The sequence below is a fragment of the Methylobacterium sp. ME121 genome, assembly GCF_000974725.1.
GTDB classification, from domain to species: Bacteria; Pseudomonadota; Alphaproteobacteria; order Rhizobiales; family Beijerinckiaceae; genus Methylobacterium; species Methylobacterium radiotolerans.
Genome location: NZ_BBUX01000021.1, coordinates 15,642 through 35,927, shown reverse-complemented (window position 1 = coordinate 35,927; position 20,286 = coordinate 15,642). Strand labels below are relative to the sequence as shown.

Below are 20,286 nucleotides of genomic sequence, written 5' to 3'. Positions count from 1 at the left end.
TGACACATAGGGGTGTTTAAGCGGTCCTAATCCGCTCAGGTAACCGGGCTCCCGGGGGGAAGCCGTAACGTCAACGCGAAGCGCCGGGACGCTTCAGCCGGTATGATGGGGGTCCGTCTCGCCCTACCACCTGTCCACTTCCCGCCTTCCGCTTCCTTTCCTCAAGCCAGAGTCCGACGGGTCCAAGGAGGAGGCGCTCAGCGCCAAGGCCAAGATTACCGTCGCCGACGCCGAATCCGGCACACTCCGCGAGACGGGTGAGGCGGTCAGTCCTGCCCGCCCGCGGGCGCCGGTCGCGGCCGATGTGCGGCTGCTCGGGATCGCCACCGAGCATCTCTCGCGGCTCGGTCCCAAGCGCGTGACGGTCGTGGCCGTCGCCGCCGAGGCCGGCATGACGCACGCGAACGTCTACCGCTACTTCCCGTCGAAGGACGCGCTCCTCGACGCGGTGGCGGGCCGCTGGCTCCGCGAGGTCGAGGCCCGGCTCGCCGGCATCGCCGACGCGCCCGACCCCGCCGACGACAAGATCGAGCGGCTCCTGACCGCCCTGGCGACGGTCCAGCGGGACGCCCTGTTCGACGAGCCGAACCTGTTCGCGGTCCATCTCGACGCCACCGTGTCGGCCCGCCCGATCGCCCGGCGGCACCGCGTGCGCCTGCGCAGCCTCGTCGAGCGCGTGGTCGAGGAGGGGATCACCTCCGGGATCTTCTCGGCCCGGGACCGGGAGCGGGCGATCGCCTACATCTTCGACGCGAGCTACCGCTTCACCCATCCCCTGGCGATCCAGCACGATGCCGAGGTGCCGCGCGACCTGATCGAGGCCCGGTTCGGCGCCGTCATCCACGCGATCCAGCGGGTTCTGCGCTCCGGCATCCTCTGATCCGCCGCTCCCAGAACAGGATATTCCGAAGGCCCGGACACCCCGTCCGGGCCTTCGTCGTTCGCGCGGCCCGACGCGCTTCTTCACGCCCGGCGCGAACCGAAATGACAGGTTTTCAGATCTGTCATCGCGCCTTCGGAGCGGCCGCGCGGCAGGGTGCACTGCACCTAAAACCTTCGCGACGTTGACGTTTCCGAAGGACCGTCGGGCTCCCCGGTGGCGCTCCGGCGTCCCGGACGGGTCGCCCGCGCGGCCCGCATCGGGTTGAAGCCACGGTGCTTTTCGGCCACACAGCCGCGCAGATTTCAGAGTGGCGAATCCGGCCTCGGACCCTGACGGACGAGCAGCCCCGGCCTCGCGCAACGCATCACCGAAGTCGAACGCAGCGGAGACACATCCGACATGGCTCGCAACAAGATCGCGCTCATCGGTGCCGGCCAGATCGGCGGCACCCTGGCCCTTCTGGCCGGCCTCAAGGATCTCGGGGACGTGGTGCTGTTCGACATCGTCGACGGCGTGCCGCAGGGCAAGGCCCTCGACATCGCCGAGGCCGCCCCGGTCGAGGGCTTCGACGCGCGGTACGCGGGCGCCAGCGACTACGCCGCCATCAAGGACGCCGACGTGGTGATCGTCACCGCCGGCGTGCCGCGCAAGCCCGGCATGAGCCGCGACGACCTGATCGGCATCAACCTCAAGGTGATGCAGGCCGTCGGCGAGGGCATCAAGACCCACGCGCCGAACGCCTTCGTGATCTGCATCACCAACCCGCTCGACGCCATGGTCTGGGCGCTGCAGAAGTTCTCCGGCGTCCCGACCAACAAGATCGTCGGCATGGCCGGCGTGCTGGATTCGGCGCGCTTCCGCCACTTCCTCGCCGAGGAGTTCAAGGTCTCGGTGGAGGACGTGACGGCCTTCGTGCTCGGCGGCCACGGCGACGACATGGTCCCGCTGACCCGCTACTCCACGGTGGCGGGCGTGCCGCTGACCGACCTCGTCAAGCTCGGCTGGACCACCCAGGAGAAGCTCGACGCCATGGTCGAGCGCACCCGCAAGGGCGGCGGCGAGATCGTCAACCTGCTCAAGACCGGCTCGGCCTTCTACGCGCCCGCCGCCTCCGCCATCGCCATGGCCGAGAGCTACCTGCGCGACAAGAAGCGGGTCCTGCCCTGCGCCGCCTACCTCGACGGCCAGTACGGCGTGAAGGGCATGTTCATCGGCGTGCCGATCGTGATCGGCGCGAACGGCGTCGAGCGCGTGCTCGAGGTGACCTTCGACGACGCCGAGAAGGCCATGTTCGACAAGTCCGTCGCCTCGGTGACGGGCCTCATCGAGGCCTGCAAGGGCGTCGACAGCAACCTCGCCTGACCGGTAAGCGGATACCGGGCAGCGCGTAGCGTTCGGAGATTCGACTCTCGATCGCTCGATTCCTCTACGCGCCGCCCGCTGCCACCTATTCGCTCCTCCCTACGAGGCTCCGATGAATATCCACGAATATCAGGCCAAGGCCGTGCTGAAGGAGTTCGGCCTGCCCGTCTCCCGCGGCGTGGCCATCTTCAACCCGTCGGAGGCCGAGGCCGCCGCCAAGGAGCTCGGCGGTCCCGTCTGGGTCGTGAAGAGCCAGATCCACGCGGGCGGCCGCGGCAAGGGCACCTTCAAGGGCGCGCCCGAGGGCGCCAAGGGCGGCGTGCGCGTCACCAAGTCGATCGACGAGGTCAAGCAGTTCGCCGGCGAGATGCTCGGCCAGACGCTGGTGACCATCCAGACCGGCCCGGCCGGCAAGCAGGTCAACCGCCTCTACATCGAGGAAGGCGCCCAGATCGCCGAGGAATTCTACCTCTCGATGCTGGTCGACCGCGCCACGGGCGGCGTCGCCTTCGTGGTCTCCACCGAGGGTGGCATGGACATCGAGGCGGTCGCCCACGACACGCCCGAGAAGATCCACACGATCGCGGTCGATCCGGCCACCGGCGTGATGCCCCACCACGGCCGCGCCGTCGCCAAGGCGCTCGGCCTGTCGGGCGCCCAGGCCAAGGAGGCCGCCGCGCTCACCGAGAAGCTCTACGCGGCCTTCGTGGCCAAGGACATGAGCCTCCTCGAGATCAACCCGCTGGTGCTGACCGCCGACGGGCACCTCAAGTGCCTCGACGCCAAGATGGCCTTCGACTCGAACGCCCTCTACCGGCACGCCGACATCGTCGCCCTGCGCGACGAGACCGAGGAGGACGCCAAGGAGATCGAGGCGTCGAAGTACGACCTCGCCTACATCGCGCTCGACGGCACGATCGGCTGCATGGTCAACGGCGCCGGCCTCGCCATGGCGACACTCGACATCATCAAGCTCTACGGCGAGGAGCCGGCGAACTTCCTCGATGTCGGCGGCGGCGCCTCGGAGGAGAAGGTCACGGCGGCGTTCAAGATCATCACCGCCGACCCGAACGTGAAGGGGATCCTCGTCAACATCTTCGGCGGGATCATGAAGTGCGACGTGATCGCCAACGGCGTGATCGCGGCCGTGAAGGCGGTGGGCCTGCAGGTCCCGCTGGTGGTGCGCCTCGAGGGCACCAACGTGGAGCAGGGCAAGGCCATCATCCGCAACTCGGGCCTCAACGTGATCCCGGCGGACGACCTCGACGACGCCGCCCAGAAGATCGTCGCCGCCGTGAAGGGAGCCTGACCATGTCGGTGATGATCGACGCCAACACCAAGGTCATCTGCCAGGGCTTCACCGGCAAGAACGGGACCTTCCACTCCGAGCAGGCCATCGCGTACGGCACCAAGATGGTCGGTGGCACGAGCCCCGGCAAGGGCGGCTCCAGCCATCTCGGCCTGCCGGTGTTCGACACGGTCGCGGAGGCCCGCGAGGCCACGGGCGCCGAGGCCTCGGTGGTCTACGTGCCGCCGCCCGGCGCCGCCGACGCGATCTGCGAGGCGATCGCCGCCGAGGTGCCGCTGATCGTCTGCATCACGGAGGGCATCCCGGTGCTCGACATGGTGCGGGTGAAGCGGGCGCTCACCGGCTCGAAGTCGCGACTCGTCGGGCCGAACTGCCCCGGCATCGTCACGGCCGGCGAGTCGAAGATCGGCATCATGCCGGCCAACATCTTCCGGCCGGGCTCCGTCGGCATCGTGTCCCGCTCGGGCACGCTGACCTACGAGGCGGTGTTCCAGACCTCCAATGCCGGCCTCGGCCAGACGACGGCGGTGGGCATCGGCGGCGACCCGGTGAAGGGCACCGAGTTCATCGACGTGCTGGAGCTGTTCCTCGCCGACCCGAAGACCGAGTCGATCGTGATGATCGGCGAGATCGGCGGCTCGGCCGAGGAGGAGGCGGCGCAGTTCCTGAAGGACGAGGCCAAGCGCGGGCGGAAGAAGCCGATGGTCGGCTTCATCGCCGGCCGCACGGCGCCTCCGGGCCGCCGCATGGGCCATGCCGGCGCGATCATCTCGGGCGGCAAGGGCGGCGCCGAGGACAAGATCGCCGCCATGGAGGCCGCGGGCATCCGCGTGTCGCCGTCGCCGGCCCGGCTGGGCTCGACGCTCGTCGAGGTCCTGAAGGGCTGAGGCAAGCGCGCCTGCGTTGCGGCCATCGCAGGGCCGCGACGCCCATATCGGGCGTGCAGACGATTTCAGCGGGGCGGTCACCCGCCCCGTTTCGGTTTGAGGGCGATCCGCCGCGCGGACGGGGAGCCCGGAGGGCAGGGGAGCCTGCCCGCGCGATCAGGATGGACGCACCATGGCACGCCAGGACGTGAACGAAGCGCTCCTCGAAACCTCGTTCCTCTACGGCGCCAACGCCGCCTACATCGAGGAATTGCAGGCGGCCTACGCCCGCAACCCGTCCTCGGTGGATCCGGAGTGGCAGGCCTTCTTCAAGGGGCTCGGCGAGGACGAGACCCTGGTCGAGAAGAACGCCGCCGGCGCCTCCTGGGAGCGGCCGAACTGGCCGGTGCCGCTCAACGGCGAGCTGGTCTCGGCGCTGGACGGCAACTGGGGCGCCCTGGAGAAGGCGATCGGCGACAAGATCGTCGCCCGCGAGGGCAAGGACACCAAGCCCGGCAAGCCGCAGGACAGCGTCACGGCGACCACCGGCGTCTCGGTGGAGCAGGCGACGAAGGACTCGGTGCGGGCGATCATGCTGATCCGCTCCTACCGCATGCGCGGCCACCTCCACGCCAAGCTCGACCCGCTGGGTCTCGCGCCGCGCGGCGACCACGAGGAGTTGCACCCGCAGCATTACGGCTTCCAGGAGAGCGACTGGGACCGCCCGATCTTCCTCGACAACGTGCTTGGCCTCCAGTTCGGCACGATCCGCGAGATCGTCGACATCCTGGAGCGGACCTACTGCCAGACCCTCGGCGTCGAGTTCATGCACATCTCCGACCCCGCCGAGAAGGCGTGGATCCAGGAGCGCATCGAGGGCAAGGACAAGGAGATCTCCTTCACCCCCGAGGGCCGTCGCGCCATCCTCAACAAGCTGATCGAGGCCGAGGGCTTCGAGAAGTTCCTGGACCTCAAGTACACCGGGACCAAGCGCTTCGGCCTCGACGGCGGCGAGTCGATGATCCCGGCGCTGGAGCAGATCATCAAGCGCGGCGGCGCGCTGGGCGTCCGCGAGATCGTGCTGGGCATGGCCCATCGCGGCCGGCTCAACGTGCTCACCAACGTGATGGCCAAGCCGTTCCGGGCGGTGTTCCACGAGTTCAAGGGCGGCTCGGCCTCCCCGGCCGAGGTCGAGGGCTCGGGCGACGTGAAGTACCACCTGGGCGCGTCCTCGGACCGCGCCTTCGACGGCAACAACGTTCACCTGTCGCTGACCGCCAACCCGTCGCACCTCGAGATCGTCGACCCGGTCGTGCTCGGTAAGGTCCGCGCCAAGCAGGACCAGTGGGCCAAGCCCAACATCGAGCGCCGCACGGTGCTGCCGCTCCTGATCCACGGCGACGCGGCCTTCGCGGGCCAGGGCGTGGTCGCGGAGTGCTTCGGCCTGTCGGGCCTGAAGGGCCACCGCACCGGCGGATCGGTCCACTTCATCATCAACAACCAGATCGGCTTCACGACCGATCCGCGCTTCTCCCGCTCCTCGCCCTACCCGTCCGACGTCGCCAAGATGGTCGAGGCGCCGATCTTCCACTGCAACGGCGACGACCCCGAGGCCGTCACCTTCGCGGCGAAGGTCGCGGTCGAGTACCGCCAGAAGTTCGGCAAGCCGGTCGTAATCGACATGCTGTGCTACCGCCGCTTCGGCCACAACGAGGGCGACGAGCCGGCCTTCACCCAGCCGAAGATGTACCAGCGGATCCGCAAGCACCCGTCGGTGCTGGAGAATTACGGCCGCAAGCTGGTCGAGAACGGCTCCGTCACCCAGGAGGCGCTCGACGCCCGCAAGGCCGAGTTCCGCGGGATGCTCGACAGCGAGCTCGACGTCGCCAACAACTACAAGGCCAACAAGGCCGACTGGCTCGACGGCCGCTGGTCCGGCGTGAAGGCCGTGCACGAGGACGTGGACGATCCGCGCCGCGGCCGCACCGCCGTTCCGGCCGAGACCCTGCAGGAGATCGCCCGCAGGATCACCCAGGTGCCGCCGGGCTTCCACCTGCACCGCACGATCCAGCGCTTCATGGACAACCGCGCCAAGGCGGTGGAGACCGGGATCGGCGTCGACTGGGCGACCGCCGAGGCCCTGGCCTTCGGGGCAACGCTCCTCGACGGCAACCGGGTCCGGCTGTCCGGCCAGGACGTCGAGCGCGGCACCTTCTCGCAGCGCCACGCGGTGGTGATCGATCAGGAGAACGAGCAGCGCTACACGCCGCTCAACTCGATCCGCGAGGGGCAGGCCTCGATCGAGATCATCAACTCGATGCTCTCCGAGGAGGCGGTGCTCGGCTTCGAGTACGGCTACTCGCTCGCCGAGCCGAACGCCCTGGTCCTCTGGGAAGCCCAGTTCGGCGACTTCGCCAACGGCGCCCAGGTGGTGATCGATCAGTTCATCGCGTCCGGCGAGCGCAAGTGGCTGCGCATGTCCGGCCTCGTCCTGCTGCTGCCGCACGGCTACGAGGGGCAGGGGCCCGAGCACTCGTCCGCCCGCCTGGAGCGCTACCTCCAGGCCTGCGCCGAGGACAACATGCAGGTCGCCAACGTCACGACGCCGGCGAACTACTTCCACATCCTGCGCCGGCAGCTGAAGCGCGACTTCCGCAAGCCGCTGGTGCTGATGACGCCGAAGTCGCTGCTGCGCCACAAGCGCGCCGTCTCGAACCTCGACGCGCTCGCCGAGGGCTCGACCTTCCACCGCGTCCTGTGGGACGACGCCGAGGAGGAGGGGGCGCAGAACAAGCTCGTGCGCGACGACAAGATCCGCCGCGTCGTGCTCTGCTCCGGCAAGGTCTACTACGACCTCCTGGAGGAGCGGGAGAAGCGCGGCCTCAACGACATCTACCTGATGCGCGTCGAGCAGCTCTACCCGTTCCCGCTGAAGGCGCTGGCCAACGAGATGGGCCGCTTCCGCAACGCCGACGTGATCTGGTGCCAGGAGGAGCCCAAGAACATGGGCGCCTGGTCCTTCGTCGAGCCCTATCTCGAGTGGGTGCTCGGCCAGGCCGGCTCCGCGGTGAAGCGCGCCCGCTACGTCGGCCGTCCGGCTTCCGCCTCCACGGCGGTCGGCCAGATGTCGAAGCACCAGGCGCAGCTCCAGGCCTTCCTCAACGAGGCCCTGGCGGTCTGATCGTCCGGCCATGGCCTACTTCCTGCTCCGTCTGGAACCGCCCCGCCCGAGCTTCCCGTTCGACGCGACGGAGGCCGAGAAGGCGCTGTTCTCGGCGCATTCCGGCTACTGGATGGAGCAGGCGGCCGCCGGCACCGCCATCGCGGTCGGGCCCGTCTTCGAGCCCGGCGGCACCTGGGGCCTGGCCCTGGTCGAGGCCGACGACGCGGCCGGGGCCGAGGCGCTCGGCGAAGCAGATCCCGTCCTGATGGCGCAGGCAGGCTTCCGGTACACCGTCTCGCCCGTTCCATCCCTGATCCTGCGGCGCTGACGTCGCGGCCCGACATCCAGAGGAGGCCCCCCGCGGGGCAGAAGAGCATGGCAACCGACATCCTCGTCCCGACCCTCGGCGAATCCGTGAGCGAGGCCACCATCGGCCGCTGGTTCAAGAAGCCCGGCGACACGGTCGCGGCCGACGAGCCGATCGTCGAGCTCGAGACCGACAAGGTCACGCTGGAGGTGAACGCCCCGGCGGCCGGCCAGCTCGGCGAGATCCTGGTCAAGGACGGCGAGACCGTGGAGCCCGGCGCCCTGCTCGGCTCGATCGTCGAGGCCGGTGCAGGCGCCGGCAAGAAGGCCGCCCCGAAGGAGGCCGCCGAGACCAAGGCCGAGAGCCGGAGCGAGGCCCCGAAGGCCGCCGCGCCCGCCAGGGCCGAGGCCCCGGCCCAGGAATCCTCCGCCGGCTACGGCAACCACGGCGACGCCGCCGCGCCCGCGGCCCAGCAGCGTCCGGTCGGCGACAACGGTCCGGCTGTGGCGAAGCTCGCCCGGGAGTCGGGCGTCGACCCGTCGTCCGTCAACGGGTCCGGCAAGGACGGCCGCGTCACCAAGGGGGACATGCTCGGCGCCATCGCCAAGGGGCCGGCCCCGTCGGCGCCCGCCAAGGAAGCCCGCCCGACCCTGCCGCGCGCGCCCTCGGCGCCGGACGACGCCGCGCGCGAGGAACGCGTGCGCATGACGAAGCTGCGCCAGACCATCGCGCGCCGCCTCAAGGACGCGCAGGACACCGCGGCGATGCTGACGACGTTCAATGACGTCGACATGTCGGCCGTGATGGCGATGCGCAGCCAGTACAAGGACATCTTCGAGAAGAAGCACGGCACGAAGCTCGGCTTCATGGGCTTCTTCACCAAGGCGGTGATCGGCGCCCTCAAGGACGTGCCGGCGGTCAACGCCGAGATCGACGGGCAGGACCTCGTCTACAAGAACTACTACCACATCGGCATCGCGGTCGGCACCGATAAGGGCCTCGTCGTCCCGGTCGTGCGCGACGCCGACGACCTGTCGATCGCCGGCATCGAGAAGAAGATCGCCGGCTTCGGCAAGAAGGCCCGCGACGGCAAGCTCTCCATCGAGGAGATGCAGGGCGGCACCTTCACGATCACCAACGGCGGCATCTACGGCTCGCTGATGTCGACGCCGATCCTCAACGCGCCGCAATCGGGCATCCTCGGCATGCACCGCATCGAGGAGCGCCCGGTGGTCCGCGCCGGAAAGATCGAGGCGCGGCCGATGATGTACCTTGCCCTGTCGTACGACCATCGCATCGTCGACGGTAAGGAGGCCGTGACCTTCCTGGTGCGGGTCAAGGAGGCGCTGGAGGATCCGGCGCGCCTCGTGCTGGACCTCTGAGGCAGCCATGTCGGGCGCTGAGAACAGGGTCGCGATCGTCACCGGCGGCAGCCGCGGCATCGGCCGCGCGGTGGCGCTGCTCCTGGCGGAGCGCGGCTACACCGTGTGCCTGAGCTACGTGTCGGACGCGGCCGCGGCGCAGGACGTGGTGGACGCGATCGCGGCCCAGGGCGGACACGCGCTCGCCGTGAAGGGCGACGTCGGCGACGAGGCCGACGTCATCGCCCTGTTCAAGGCGGCCGACGGCCTCGGCCGCCTCGCGGCGCTCGTCAACAATGCCGGGGTGGTCGACGTGAAGTCGGACGTCGCCGACATGAGCGTCACCCGCCTGCAGCGCATGATGACCACCAACGTGGTCGGCAGCTTCCTCTGCGCGCGGGAGGCGGTGCGGCGCATGTCGACCAAGCGCGGCGGGGCGGGGGGCGCGATCGTAAACCTGTCCTCGGTGGCGGCGCGCCTCGGCGGCCCCGGTCAGTTCGTGGACTACGCCGCCTCCAAGGGCGCCATCGACTCGCTGACGGTCGGGCTCGCCCGCGAGGTCGCCGCCGAGGGCATCCGGGTCAACGCGGTGGCGCCCGGCATCATCGCCACCGAGATCCACGCCAGCGGCGGCGAGCCCGACCGGGTGGAGCGCCTCGGCCCGGGCGTCCCGATGAAGCGGGCCGGCACCGCGGAGGAGGTGGCCGCACCGATCGTGTGGCTGCTCTCGGAGGAGGCCTCCTACACCACGGGCGCCATCCTCGACATCGGCGGCGGCCGCTGAGCCTCAGCCCGACCTGACATTCCCTGCCCGTCCCACACGCGGCACGACCGAGCGGAAGCGAAGCCTCATGTCCTACGATCTCGTCGTCATCGGTACCGGTCCCGGCGGCTACGTCTGCGCGATCCGCGCGGCGCAGCTCGGCCTGCGGACCGCGGTGGTCGAGAAGCGCGCGACGCACGGCGGCACCTGCCTCAACGTCGGCTGCATCCCGTCCAAGGCCCTGCTGCACGCGTCCGAGGCCTTCGAGGAGGCCAACACGCACTTCGCCGATCTCGGCATCGACGTCGGCACGCCGAAGCTCGACCTGAAGAAGATGATGGCGTTCAAGGCCGAGGGCGTCGCCGGCAACACCAAGGGCGTCGAGTTCCTGCTCAAGAAGAACAAGGTCGACACCTTCCACGGCACCGGCCGGATCGCGGGCGCCGGCCGCGTCGAGGTCATCGCCGAGGACGGCGGCAACCGGATGCTCGAGACCAAGAGCATCGTCATCGCCACCGGCTCGGACGTGGCGCGCCTGCCCGGCGTCACCATCGACGAGAAGGTCGTGGTCTCCTCCACCGGCGCCCTCGAGCTCGACCGAGTGCCCAAGAAGCTCCTCGTCATCGGCGCCGGCGTGATCGGGCTGGAGCTGGGCTCCGTCTGGCGCCGGCTCGGCTCCGAGGTGACCGTGGTCGAGTATCTCGACCGGGTCCTGCCCGGCATGGACGGCGAGGTCGGCAAGCAGTTCCAGCGGATCCTGACCAAGCAGGGCATCGCCTTCAAGCTGTCCACCAAGGTGACCGGCGTCGAGGTCGGCAAGAAGGGCGGCGCGACGGTCACGGTCGAGCCGGCCGCGGGGGGCGCCGCCGAGACGCTTCAGGCGGACGTGGTCCTCGTCTGCATCGGCCGGACGCCCTACACGGAGGGCCTCGGCCTCGACACGGTCGGCGTCCAGCGGGACGACAAGGGCCGGGTCCTCACCGATTCCCACTACGCCACCAACGTGACCGGGATCTACGCCATCGGCGACGTCATCGCCGGCCCGATGCTCGCCCACAAGGCCGAGGACGAGGGCGTGGCGATCGCCGAGATGCTGGCCGGCCAGTCCGGCCACGTGAACTACGGCGTGATCCCGAACGTGGTCTACACGTTCCCGGAGGTCGCCTCGGTGGGCAAGACCGAGGAGGAGCTGAAGAAGGACGGCATCGCCTACAACGCCGGCAAGTTCCCGTTCACGGCCAATGGCCGGGCCAAGGCGAACGGCACCACGGACGGGTTCGTGAAGGTGCTCGCCGACGCCCAGACCGACCGGGTGCTCGGTGTGCACATCGTCGGCGCGGATGCCGGCAACCTGATCGCCGAGGTGGCGGTGGCGATGGAGTTCGGCGCCTCGTCGGAGGATATCGCCCGCACCTGCCACGCGCACCCGACGCTGACCGAAGCCGTCAAGGAAGCCGCGCTGGCGGTGAACAAGCGCGCGATCCACGTCTGACGGACCACGTCTGACGGGCGAAGGCCCACGGCGGCACGCGTTCGATGGCTCGGCAGGCTGAGCCGTCAGCTCGAAGGGCCGCGGGCCTCGCCCCTGCGCGGCCCGTCGGGGGAAGCCCCGGCGCGGGATCAGGCGATCTTGCGCCGGGGATTGGGCAGGTCGGCGATCCGCAGCAGCGCGCTCGGCGCGGGCGGGGCCGTCAGGGCGTTCAGGAGGTACGGCCGGCGCAGGCCCAGCGCGTTGTGCAGGGCGAGATCGATGTCGCGGGCGTAGAACGGCATCCGCAGCACGGCGTCGACGCCGAAGTAGCGGCCGGCCTGGGCGACGGGCTCCAGTTCGGACGTGGTCAGCAGGGTGATCCGGGTCGGGAGGCCCAGGGGCTGGATCTGGCAGGCCAGTTCGAGCCCGTCGATGCCGCCGAGCTTCACGTCGATGAAGGCGAAGTCGTAGGCGGCGAGCTTCAGCTGCTTGAGAGCGTGGCGGCCGTCATCCGTCTCGTCGAGCTCGATCGCGAAGCCGCTGCGCGCCACGACGCGGCTGATCGCCGAACGCCCGGCCGGGGTCGAGCAGGCGAGCAAGGCCCGTGTCGGCGCGCGACGGCGGGCATCCGCGTGGAGCAGCTGCTCGATATGGCTCGGGTCGAGGGGCGTCTTCAGCACCTCGTAGGCCCCGAGGCTCGTGGCGATCTCCTGCCAGTGCGGCAGCACGCGGGTCGCCACCAGCACCAGGCAGGGGGGCTCCGCACCCGCGCGACGCGCGACGGCGACCGCCTCGGGTCCGCTGAGGTCGTCGAGCTGCAGCCCGACGAAGGCCAGGGTCGGACGGTGGCGGAGGAGAATGTCGCAGAGGGCCTGACCCGAGGTCGCCTCGTCGATCACGGCGCCGGGATCGAACCGCAGGACGATCTCCCTCAGGGAGAGGCGGCGTCCCGGATCGCAGTCCGCGATCACGACACGTGCCGGCGCCCTCCCATCCTGAAGATCCATGACGCCCGCCCAAGCCGATCCCGTTCGTTGCCCATAATGGCCGAGGATCGTGACGAAGCTCTTAAAGAGCGCGGCTATGCACTAGGCGAAACGGATGACGCGCCTATAGCCGCCGATGAGCTCTCTCGAAGTCCAAGTTTTTAGCAATCTTGGTCAATGGCCGGCCCTCGGGTGGGCCGCCGCGTAGGCGCTCATGAGACGGGCGGCGTCGACCTGCGTGTAGAGCTGCGTCGTGGACAGGGAAGCGTGGCCCAGGAGTTCCTGGATCGCGCGCAGCTCGCCCTGGCGCGCCAGCAGATGGGTTGCGAAGGAATGCCGCAGGGCGTGCGGCGTGGCGCTCTCGGGCAAGCCCAGGGCGCCGCGGGCGCGCGCGACCGTGTACTGGATGATGCGCGGCGAGAGCGGGCCGCCCCGGGCACCGAGGAACAGCGGCCCCTCCGGCGGCAGCGGCAGGGGACAGGCGGCGACGTAGTCGGCCACGGCCTGCGCCACGACGGGCAGGATCGGCACCATGCGCTGCTTGCCGCCCTTGCCGAGCACGGTGACCTGATCGACGCCCGGCAGGGGGGCGTCGCGGCGACTCAGGCCCAGCGCCTCGGAGATGCGCAGTCCCGCGCCGTAGAGCAGCGCCAGCACGGCGGCGTCCCGGGCCAGGACCCAGGGCTCCCGCTCCTCGCCGGCGCGGATCGCAGTATCGGTCAGCGCCACCGCGGCGGAGACGGGCAGGGGGCGTGGAAGCCGCCGCGGAACCTTGGGCGAGCGCACGCCGCCCAGGGCCGAGACGGTGCCGAAGCCCTCGCGCTCGAGGAAGCGGGCGAAGGAGCGCAGGCCTGCCAGCATGCGCATCAGCGAGCGCCCCGAGACCTCGTCGGCCCGGCGCGCGGCCATGAAGCCGCGGATGTCCCGCACCTTGAGCCCGATCAGCATCGGGATCGTCGGTGTCCCCTGACGGGACGCGAGGTGGTGGAGGAACTGGCGAAGGTCGCGCCCGTAGGCCTCGACGGTGTTGGACGACATCCGCCGCTCCCGCGCCAGCGCCTCGATCCAGGCCAGGACGGCGTCGCGAAGGCGGGCGTCACCCGGAAACAGCAGCCGGTCGCCCTGGGTCTCGTGCGTGCTCGCGTGCGTGCTCATGGCGACACTCGACCGGATCCGCGTTGCCGGGAGCTTAATGCCGGTCGCCGTCCGCCCCCAGGGCCGGGCTCGTGCCGCGCGGCGCGCCGTGCCAAGCTGACCCGATGAGCCTCCTCGCCTACGCGGCCGCCGCCCTCGCCGAGATCGCCGGCTGCTTCGCGTTCTGGGCCTGGATGCGGCTCGGACGGTCGGCCTGGTGGACGCTTCCGGGTCTCGCCTCGCTGGCGGCCTTCGCGGCCCTGCTGACCCTCGTGGACAGCCCGGCGGCGGGGCGCACCTTCGCGGCCTACGGCGGCGTCTACGTGGCGGCCTCGGTCCTGTGGCTGTGGCTCGCTGAGGGCCAGCGGCCCGACCGCTGGGACCTCGCGGGCAGCGCGGTCTGCCTCGCCGGAACGGCGCTGATCCTCCTCGGCCGCCGGGGGTGACAGCGGCGCGGCAGCGCACCGTGCCGGGACGGCCACAGGTGGCAACCTCCGCGGCCGGAACCTTGGTGAAACCAAGCGTTCACGATACGTACGGCAGCCTCGGGCCGTTCACCGAGCCGTGGAGCCCCATGACCAGCCCCGTCCGCATTCTCGGCATCGATCCCGGACTCCGCCGCACCGGCTGGGGCCTGATCACCGCGCAGGGTACGAAGCTCACCTACGGCGATTGCGGGGTCGTGACCTCGGACGGGGAGCTTCCGCTGGCCCTGCGCCTGCGGGAGCTGTTCGAGGGGATCGGCCGCATCGTCGAGGCCGTGCGGCCCGACGAGGTCGCCGTGGAGGAGACCTTCGTCAACAAGGACGCCCAGGCGACGCTCAAGCTGGGCCACGCGCGGGCGATGGCGCTGCTCGTGCCGGCCCTCGCCGGCCTGCCGGTGTTCGAGTACGCCCCCAACCTGATCAAGAAGACCGTGGCGGGCTCCGGCCACGCCGAGAAGGTGCAGATCCAGGCGATGGTCCGCTTCCTTCTGCCGAAGGCGGAGTTCCGCGTCGCGGACGCCGCCGACGCGCTGGCCATCGCGATCACCCATGCCAGTCACCGGGACGCCCACGCGCTGCGGCAGGCGCATCTGCCGGGGGGCAAGCGCCGCTCGCTCACCGGTCAGGCGGCCGCGGGACAGGGGCTCGCAGGGAAGGGATTCTCCGCCGCCGCCGCCGCGCGCATCGAGGCCGCGCTGGCGAAACAAGGCTGACGGGATCGGGAAGGACTTGGTGGGGGAAGTAGGACTCGAACCTACGAAGCTTACGCAGCGGATTTACAGTCCGCCCCCTTTGCCGCTCGGGACATTCCCCCAAGGCGGGCATCGCCCGCGGCGCCCTTATGGTGAGGGGTGGGCCGGGTGTCAACGCTTATGGTGCACCGATCCGGCCCGGCGGGTGCGGCAATCGTGGAGAGCGGGGCGGTTTCGCCCGAAAGCGCCGCGCCCGCGGCTCCGCCGCCGGGACGAAAACGCGAACGTTCCGCGACTGCGGGGATTCACAAAGGAATCCGGATCGGCCACGGTGCGCCGATGTCGCCCTGCTTCGCCGGCCCTTGACCCGTCCCGCCCCGTCCCTGCGGTCGCACCAGCGCACGCTGATGGCCCTGGTCGCGGCCATGGCGAGCGGGGAGGCGGCCCATGTCCGGAAGATCCTGGCCGCGGTCACCCCCGGCGGCGGCAAGTCGCTGCTGCCGGTCATCGCCGCGCACCGGCTGATCGCGGCGGGGCTCGTCGAGCGCGTGGTCTGGGTGGTGCCGCGGGATTCGCTGCGGTTGCAGGCCGAGGAGGCCTTCGCCGATCCGCTCTGGCGCGCGGCCTTCGGGCACGCCCTCAGCGTGCGGGCGGCCGACAACGAGCGCGACCCGGCGCGGGGTCTGGCCGGCTACGTCACCACCTATCAGGCGGTCGCGGCCGCCCCGGCGCTCCACCTCGCGGAGGCGCGGGCGCACCGCACCCTGCTGGTGGTCGACGAGGTCCATCACCTGCCGGTCCCCGGCCGCCCGGGCGCCGACGACCCCTCCGCGGAGGATGCCGAGGCCGGGGCGTGGTCCCGCGCGATGCTGCCCGTCATGGAGGCGGCGACCGTGCGCCTGTACCTGTCCGGAACGCTGGAGCGGGCGGACGGGCGGCGGATCCTCGGGCTGCCCTACCGACCCGCCGGGCCCGGCCGCGGTCCGGAGCTCGACCTCGACGCTCCCGGCCTCGCGGTGATCGGCTACTCGCGGGCGCAGGCGCTGGCCGAGCGGGCGGTGCTGCCGGTGACGTTCGGCGCCATCGACGGCGAGGCGAGCTGGCTGGAGGGCGGCCGGATCGCGGGCGACAGCCCGCGCGTCGGACCGCACCGGCTCGGCGCGGGCTCGGTCCGGATCACCACCCGGCCGGCGCTGTTCACCGCCCTGCGGACCGGGTTCGCCCGCGACCTCCTGAGCGAGGCGTTCTTCGCCACGAAGCGCCTGCGCGCCCGGCGCCGGGCCGAGCGCGAGCTCCCGCCCGGCGAGCCGGCCCGGGGACTCGGCAAGCTCCTCGTGGTGGCGCCCGATCAGGCGAGCGCGCGGGCCTATCTCGGGACCCTGCGGGACTGGATGCCGGCCGGGCAAGGCGAGCGCGATGTCCGCCTCGCGACCTCCGGCCAGGGCGACGCCCACGCGGCGCTGGCCGCGTTCCGGCTCACGCCGGAACCGGCCGTGCTGGTGACGGTGGCGATGGCCTACGAGGGCCTCGACGCCCCGGAGGTCGCGGTGGTCGCGGCCCTGACCCATATCCGCTCCCGGCCCTGGCTCGAGCAGATGCTCGCCCGGGCCACCCGGGTCGATCCCCATGCCGGGCCCTACGACGGGCAGCAGGCGCTGATCTTCCACCCGGACGACCCGCTCTTCGCGCGGTTCCGCCTCGAACTCGAGACCGAGCAGGGCAGCAGCGTCCGGCCGCCCCGCGAGCGGCCGGCGAGCGCCGTCGTGCCCGAGCGGACCCGCTGGCGCGACGACGAGCCGGGCGGGATCACGCCCCTGGAGAGCAACGCGATCGGGATGCGCTACGCCCTGCTGCGCCCGCGCCTCCCCGAACCGGTCCCCGCGGCGGCCGCGCCCGAACCGCCCTCCGTCACCGAGCGGACCCTGCGCCAGCGGCTCGCCGCCGCGGTGGCCGCCCAGGCGGTGGAGGACGAGACCTCCCTGCGCGTCCCCCGCGGCGGCAATCTCGCCCACCGCTACAACGCCGTTCTCAAGCGCGTGCTCGGCAAGGGCCGCGCGACCATGACCCTCCCGGAGCTGGAGGCGGCCCTGTCCTGGCTCGAGCGCAACCGCCTCTCCGACCATCTCGACCGCCTCGACGGCGACGCCCGCTACGCGTGGTCCGCCCGCCAGCGCCGCGGGCGCTGGCAGCCGGAGCGCGCCGCCGGCCGCTGAATCGCCCGGGAAGGAGACAGCCGTGACCGAGAGCCTGCCCGCCGCCTTCGCCGCGACACTCACCGCGTCCGAGCCGCCCAGGGGCTGGGCCGCCCCGCTCGCCGCGCTCTGGTGGCTCGCCCGGGACGGCTCCGGACCGGCCTCCGCCGCCTGGGAGCGGGCGCACCGCCTCGTCCAGGACGCCGGGGGACCCGACGCGGCCTGGGTCCATGCCCATCTCCACCGGATCGAGGGCGACGACGGCAATGCGCGCTACTGGTACGCCCGCGCCGACCGCCCGGTCCCGAACGGCACGCTCGCGGAGGAGCGGACCGCGCTCATCGCCGCCCTCTGGGCACCGTCCTGACCGCTCCGGGCGGCGCCGCGTCGACCGTCCCGGGCCCGCCGGACCGCGGAACGCCAAGGCTCACAGCCAGTTGAATGGCCGCCCGGCGCGGAGATCGGGCCTCGATTATCGGAGCGGATCCATGAGCCTCCTCGGCAGCATCGTCAGCAAGATCCTCCATCCGTTCGGTGGTGGCACCGCGGACGCCGCCCCCGCGCCCAACGCCGGCTCCGGCGGCCCGGCCGGCACGAGCACGCCCTCGACCCCGTCGGCCCCCGGCACGGCCGGCGGCAGCGAGCCGGTGGACGTCGAGGCGGTGCTCACCAGCCTCGCCGAGAAGAACCCGCAGAAGCTCGACTGGCGCCACTCGATCGTCGACCTGATGAAGCTGCTGGGCCTCGATTCCGGCCTCGCCTCGCGCAAGCAGCTCGCCGACGAGCTCCACTACACCGGCGACAAGGACGATTCGGCGAGCATGAACATCTGGCTGCACAAGCAGGTCATGCAGAAGCTCGCCGAGAACGGCGGCAAGGTTCCGGACGATCTCAAGCACTAGAGCGCCGACCCCGCGATCGACGGGCATCGCCGCGGACGGTCTCGACCGTCGCCGCGGCGATGTCGCTTCTCGGGCCCGTCGGGCGCCGGCGGTTCACGCCGACGGCGACACCTGCAGACGAGCCCTTGCAGCGCCCCGGTCTTTCTCGGTCACATGGCCCGCGTCACGCAGCGCCGAATCAGGCGGCGCCGAGGAGCGAACGGTCATGGACAGCCCGACCGGGGACCGCAGCGGCGCCTTCGAGGCGTCCCCTCTCGCCGCGATCGCCGCGGCGGTCGCCCGCGGTGACGTGGCACGCATCGCCGCGCTGGCGCCCGGCCTGGATCTCTCCCTCCGCGGCGACCGGAACCTCACGCTGCTCGAATGGGCGATCTGGAACGCGCGGCCGCGCGCGGTGTCGGCCCTGCTCGACGCGGGCGCGGACCCGTCCGTGCCGGGGCTCGATCAGGAATCCGCGCTGCACATGGCGGCGATGGTCGAGGAGCCGACCTACCTGGAGATCCTGCTGCGGCACGGCGCGCCGGTCGACCCGGTGAGCCCGCGCGCTCGGTGGACGCCGCTGTTCCGCGCCGTCCAGAACCGCCGCGAGGCGCAGATCGTGCTGCTGCTGCGAGCCGGCGCGGATTTGAGCCGGGTCGACGCTACCGGCAACTCGCTGCTGCACGTGGCCGCCCAGGTCGGCGCGGCCAATCCCTGGGTGCTGCGGCTGCTCGAGGCCGGGATCGACCCGACCCTGCGCAATGCGCAGCGAAAGACCTTCCAGCCGTACTTCTTCGCGACGCCGGACCGCCTGCTCAACGACGAAGCGCGCGAGACCCGCGCGGCGGTCCGCGCGTGGCTCGTCCGGCACGGCGTCCCCGCGGAGGCGGGGCGCTGACGAGACCCGGCCGGGCTCCGCGTCAGCGCCCGGTGCGGACCCGAGTCCAGAGGCGGGTGACGAAGCGCTGGGTGCGGTCGTCCCAGGCGGTGTTGATGGACAGGCGCTGCATCGTCGCCTCGTCCGGGTAGATGCCGGGATTGCTCAGGATCTCGGGCTTCACGAACTTCTTCGCCGCGAGGTTGCCGCTGGCGTAGGAGACGAAGTTGGTGTTGGCCGCCGCCACCTCGGGCCGCATCATGTAGTCGATGAAGGCCAGCGCCTCGGCCGGGTGGGCGGCATCCTTCGGGATCGCGAAGGTGTCGAACCACATCAGCGCGCCCTCCTTCGGCACGACGTAGGCGATGTCGATCCCGTTCTTGGCCTCCTCGGCGCGGCGCTTCGCCTGCATGATGTCGCCCGAGTAGCCGACGGCCAGGCAGATATCGCCGTTCGCCAGCGCCTGGATGTACTCCGACGAGTGGAACTTCCGCACGGCGCCGCGCACCTTGTAGAGGGCGTCGGTCACCAGGGTCATGTCGTCCCAGCGCTTGGAATCCGCCTTCGCGCCGAAGGCCGGGAGCATGCTGGGGATCAGGTCCTCGGGGCTGTCGAGCATCATGATCCCGCACTCCTTCAGCTTGTTCGCCGAGGCGGGGTTGAGGACGACAGACCACGAGTTCACCGTCGCGTTGGCGCCCAGGCGCTCGCGGACGGCGGCGACGTTGTAGCCGATGCCGGTCGTGCCCCACATGTAGTCGACGGCGTAGGTGTTGCCGGGATCGTAGGCCGCCAGCCGGCTGGTCACCTCGGGCCAGAGATTGCCGAGGTTCTTCAGCCTGGACTTGTCGAGGGGCAGGAAGGCGCCGGCCCGGATCAGGCGCTGCAGGTAGGGCCCTGACGGCACGACGATGTCGTAGCCCGACCGGCCGGCGAGCAGCTTGGTCTCCAAGATCTCGTTGTTGTCGTAGGTGTCGTAGACGACCTTGATCCCGGTCTCGCGGGTGAAGGCCTCGAGCACCGTGGGGTCGATATAGTCCGACCAGTTGTAGATGTTGACGACCCGCTCCTCGGCGGCCGGTGCCGGCCGCACGAGGGGCAGGGCCGCCAGGAGCCCTCCCGCGAGAACGGCTGCAGCGGCCGCCAGGACGGTCCGGCGCGCGCCGTTCACCGGCTCCTCGCGGCCACGACCACGATCTCGACCAGGTACTCGGGCGCGGCGAGCTTGGCCTCGACCGTGGCGCGGGCCGGCGGGTTCTCCGGGGAGACCCACGCGTCCCAGGCGGCGTTCATCTCCGCGAAGGTCGCGATATCGGCGAGATAGACGGTGGCCGAGAGGATCCGCGCCTTGTCGCTGCCGGCCGCGGCCAGGAGCCGGTCGATCTCCGACAGGATCTGCTGGGTCTGGATCGTGACCCCGGTGCCGACCGTGTCGGACGCGACCTGCCCGGCGAGGTAGACCATGTCGCCGAAGGTGACGGCCTGCGACATCCGCTTGCCCGGCTCGATACGCTGAATGTCCATACCCGTCTCCACATCCTCGAGAACCGGCGT

19 protein-coding genes and 1 tRNA gene are annotated in these 20,286 nt (G+C 71.1%); 15 read left to right on the top strand and 5 right to left on the bottom strand.

The annotated features are described in order from the left end of the window. The first annotated feature begins 304 nt into the window (after positions 1–304). The 9 genes from ME121_RS15350 to lpdA all read left to right on the top strand — a co-directional run bounded on the left by ME121_RS15350 (position 305) and on the right by lpdA (position 11,506). Entirely contained in the window at positions 305–880 is a 576-nt protein-coding gene (locus ME121_RS15350) for a TetR family transcriptional regulator (protein ID WP_012317921.1), read from the top strand. 402 nt (positions 881–1,282) lie between these two features. Continuing rightward, positions 1,283–2,245 carry a malate dehydrogenase gene (mdh, locus tag ME121_RS15345; RefSeq protein ID WP_012317922.1) on the top strand — a complete coding sequence of 321 codons (963 nt, stop codon included), beginning with the start codon at positions 1,283–1,285 and terminating at the stop codon, positions 2,243–2,245. Between the two features lie 112 nt (positions 2,246–2,357). Further along, positions 2,358–3,554 (top strand): ADP-forming succinate--CoA ligase subunit beta, encoded by a 1,197-nt coding sequence (sucC, locus tag ME121_RS15340; RefSeq protein WP_012317923.1) that lies wholly within the window; start codon positions 2,358–2,360, stop codon positions 3,552–3,554. Positions 3,555–3,556: 2 nt separating this feature from the next. Next, positions 3,557–4,441, top strand: a complete 885-nt coding sequence (gene sucD / locus ME121_RS15335) for a succinate--CoA ligase subunit alpha (protein ID WP_012317924.1) — start codon at positions 3,557–3,559, stop codon at positions 4,439–4,441. A gap of 172 nt (positions 4,442–4,613) precedes the next feature. Further along, positions 4,614–7,601 carry a 2-oxoglutarate dehydrogenase E1 component gene (locus ME121_RS15330; RefSeq protein ID WP_059409127.1) on the top strand — a complete coding sequence of 996 codons (2,988 nt, stop codon included), beginning with the start codon at positions 4,614–4,616 and terminating at the stop codon, positions 7,599–7,601. 10 nt (positions 7,602–7,611) lie between these two features. Then, positions 7,612–7,911, top strand: coding sequence for a YciI family protein (locus tag ME121_RS15325; protein ID WP_029359561.1), 300 nt, complete (start codon positions 7,612–7,614; stop codon positions 7,909–7,911). Positions 7,912–7,958: 47 nt separating this feature from the next. Continuing rightward, positions 7,959–9,272, top strand: coding sequence for a 2-oxoglutarate dehydrogenase complex dihydrolipoyllysine-residue succinyltransferase (odhB, locus tag ME121_RS15320; RefSeq protein WP_029359560.1), 1,314 nt, complete (start codon positions 7,959–7,961; stop codon positions 9,270–9,272). 7 nt (positions 9,273–9,279) lie between these two features. Continuing rightward, complete coding sequence (locus tag ME121_RS15315; RefSeq protein ID WP_012317928.1) at positions 9,280–10,035, top strand: SDR family oxidoreductase; 756 nt, start codon at positions 9,280–9,282, stop codon at positions 10,033–10,035. Between the two features lie 67 nt (positions 10,036–10,102). Next, on the top strand, positions 10,103–11,506 hold the full coding sequence (gene lpdA, locus ME121_RS15310; protein ID WP_012317929.1) for a dihydrolipoyl dehydrogenase: 1,404 nt from the start codon (positions 10,103–10,105) through the stop codon (positions 11,504–11,506). A 128-nt stretch (positions 11,507–11,634) separates the two neighbouring features. Here the strand turns inward: lpdA and ME121_RS15305 are convergent, their stop codons facing one another. Both ME121_RS15305 and ME121_RS15300 read right to left on the bottom strand, forming a co-directional pair. Continuing rightward, positions 11,635–12,456 carry a response regulator gene (locus ME121_RS15305; protein WP_244633098.1) on the bottom strand — a complete coding sequence of 274 codons (822 nt, stop codon included), beginning with the start codon at positions 12,454–12,456 and terminating at the stop codon, positions 11,635–11,637. 189 nt (positions 12,457–12,645) lie between these two features. Next, positions 12,646–13,626 carry a tyrosine recombinase XerC gene (locus ME121_RS15300; protein ID WP_012317931.1) on the bottom strand — a complete coding sequence of 327 codons (981 nt, stop codon included), beginning with the start codon at positions 13,624–13,626 and terminating at the stop codon, positions 12,646–12,648. A 104-nt stretch (positions 13,627–13,730) separates the two neighbouring features. Here ME121_RS15300 and ME121_RS15295 point away from each other — a divergent pair, with 104 nt between their 5' ends. Beyond that, entirely contained in the window at positions 13,731–14,051 is a 321-nt protein-coding gene (locus ME121_RS15295; protein ID WP_012317932.1) for a YnfA family protein, read from the top strand. Positions 14,052–14,179: 128 nt separating this feature from the next. Further along, a complete protein-coding gene (ruvC, locus tag ME121_RS15290; RefSeq protein ID WP_012317933.1) occupies positions 14,180–14,803 on the top strand; it encodes a crossover junction endodeoxyribonuclease RuvC in 624 nt (207 codons plus the stop codon). A 17-nt stretch (positions 14,804–14,820) separates the two neighbouring features. Here ruvC and ME121_RS15285 read toward each other — a convergent pair. Beyond that, positions 14,821–14,904 (bottom strand) — tRNA-Tyr (locus ME121_RS15285). Positions 14,905–15,144: 240 nt separating this feature from the next. Here ME121_RS15285 and ME121_RS15280 point away from each other — a divergent pair. The 4 genes from ME121_RS15280 to ME121_RS15265 all read left to right on the top strand — a co-directional run bounded on the left by ME121_RS15280 (position 15,145) and on the right by ME121_RS15265 (position 18,753). Beyond that, entirely contained in the window at positions 15,145–16,995 is a 1,851-nt protein-coding gene (locus ME121_RS15280) for a DEAD/DEAH box helicase (protein WP_089231569.1), read from the top strand. Between the two features lie 22 nt (positions 16,996–17,017). Next, positions 17,018–17,341, top strand: coding sequence for a hypothetical protein (locus ME121_RS15275; protein ID WP_024830887.1), 324 nt, complete (start codon positions 17,018–17,020; stop codon positions 17,339–17,341). A gap of 121 nt (positions 17,342–17,462) precedes the next feature. Continuing rightward, the gene (locus ME121_RS15270) at positions 17,463–17,876 is read left to right on the top strand and encodes a DUF3597 domain-containing protein (RefSeq protein ID WP_012317936.1); all 414 of its coding nucleotides are present in this window, start codon (positions 17,463–17,465) and stop codon (positions 17,874–17,876) included. Between the two features lie 205 nt (positions 17,877–18,081). Beyond that, positions 18,082–18,753 (top strand): ankyrin repeat domain-containing protein, encoded by a 672-nt coding sequence (locus tag ME121_RS15265; protein ID WP_012317937.1) that lies wholly within the window; start codon positions 18,082–18,084, stop codon positions 18,751–18,753. Positions 18,754–18,775: 22 nt separating this feature from the next. On the opposite strand, the gene ME121_RS15260 is transcribed toward ME121_RS15265, so the two are convergent. Both ME121_RS15260 and ME121_RS15255 read right to left on the bottom strand, forming a co-directional pair. Then, positions 18,776–19,903 (bottom strand): polyamine ABC transporter substrate-binding protein, encoded by a 1,128-nt coding sequence (locus tag ME121_RS15260; RefSeq protein ID WP_012317938.1) that lies wholly within the window; start codon positions 19,901–19,903, stop codon positions 18,776–18,778. Further along, positions 19,900–20,256, bottom strand: coding sequence for a RidA family protein (locus ME121_RS15255; protein ID WP_024830885.1), 357 nt, complete (start codon positions 20,254–20,256; stop codon positions 19,900–19,902). The genes ME121_RS15260 and ME121_RS15255 overlap by 4 nt, the downstream gene beginning before the upstream one ends. Between the last annotated feature and the right edge of the window lie 30 nt (positions 20,257–20,286).

What these genes read in the sequence shown, in the direction of transcription:
- mdh (WP_012317922.1), top strand. Translation starts at nt 1,283, where the DNA reads ATGGCTCGCAACAAGATCGCGCTCATCGGTGCCGGCCAGATCGGCGGC.
- sucC (WP_012317923.1), top strand. Translation starts at nt 2,358, where the DNA reads ATGAATATCCACGAATATCAGGCCAAGGCCGTGCTGAAGGAGTTCGGC.
- sucD (WP_012317924.1), top strand. Translation starts at nt 3,557, where the DNA reads ATGTCGGTGATGATCGACGCCAACACCAAGGTCATCTGCCAGGGCTTC.
- ME121_RS15330 (WP_059409127.1), top strand. Translation starts at nt 4,614, where the DNA reads ATGGCACGCCAGGACGTGAACGAAGCGCTCCTCGAAACCTCGTTCCTC.
- ME121_RS15325 (WP_029359561.1), top strand. Translation starts at nt 7,612, where the DNA reads ATGGCCTACTTCCTGCTCCGTCTGGAACCGCCCCGCCCGAGCTTCCCG.
- odhB (WP_029359560.1), top strand. Translation starts at nt 7,959, where the DNA reads ATGGCAACCGACATCCTCGTCCCGACCCTCGGCGAATCCGTGAGCGAG.
- ME121_RS15315 (WP_012317928.1), top strand. Translation starts at nt 9,280, where the DNA reads ATGTCGGGCGCTGAGAACAGGGTCGCGATCGTCACCGGCGGCAGCCGC.
- lpdA (WP_012317929.1), top strand. Translation starts at nt 10,103, where the DNA reads ATGTCCTACGATCTCGTCGTCATCGGTACCGGTCCCGGCGGCTACGTC.
- ME121_RS15300 (WP_012317931.1), bottom strand. Translation starts at nt 13,626, where the DNA reads ATGAGCACGCACGCGAGCACGCACGAGACCCAGGGCGACCGGCTGCTG.
- ME121_RS15295 (WP_012317932.1), top strand. Translation starts at nt 13,731, where the DNA reads ATGAGCCTCCTCGCCTACGCGGCCGCCGCCCTCGCCGAGATCGCCGGC.
- ruvC (WP_012317933.1), top strand. Translation starts at nt 14,180, where the DNA reads ATGACCAGCCCCGTCCGCATTCTCGGCATCGATCCCGGACTCCGCCGC.
- ME121_RS15270 (WP_012317936.1), top strand. Translation starts at nt 17,463, where the DNA reads ATGAGCCTCCTCGGCAGCATCGTCAGCAAGATCCTCCATCCGTTCGGT.
- ME121_RS15265 (WP_012317937.1), top strand. Translation starts at nt 18,082, where the DNA reads ATGGACAGCCCGACCGGGGACCGCAGCGGCGCCTTCGAGGCGTCCCCT.
- ME121_RS15255 (WP_024830885.1), bottom strand. Translation starts at nt 20,256, where the DNA reads ATGGACATTCAGCGTATCGAGCCGGGCAAGCGGATGTCGCAGGCCGTC.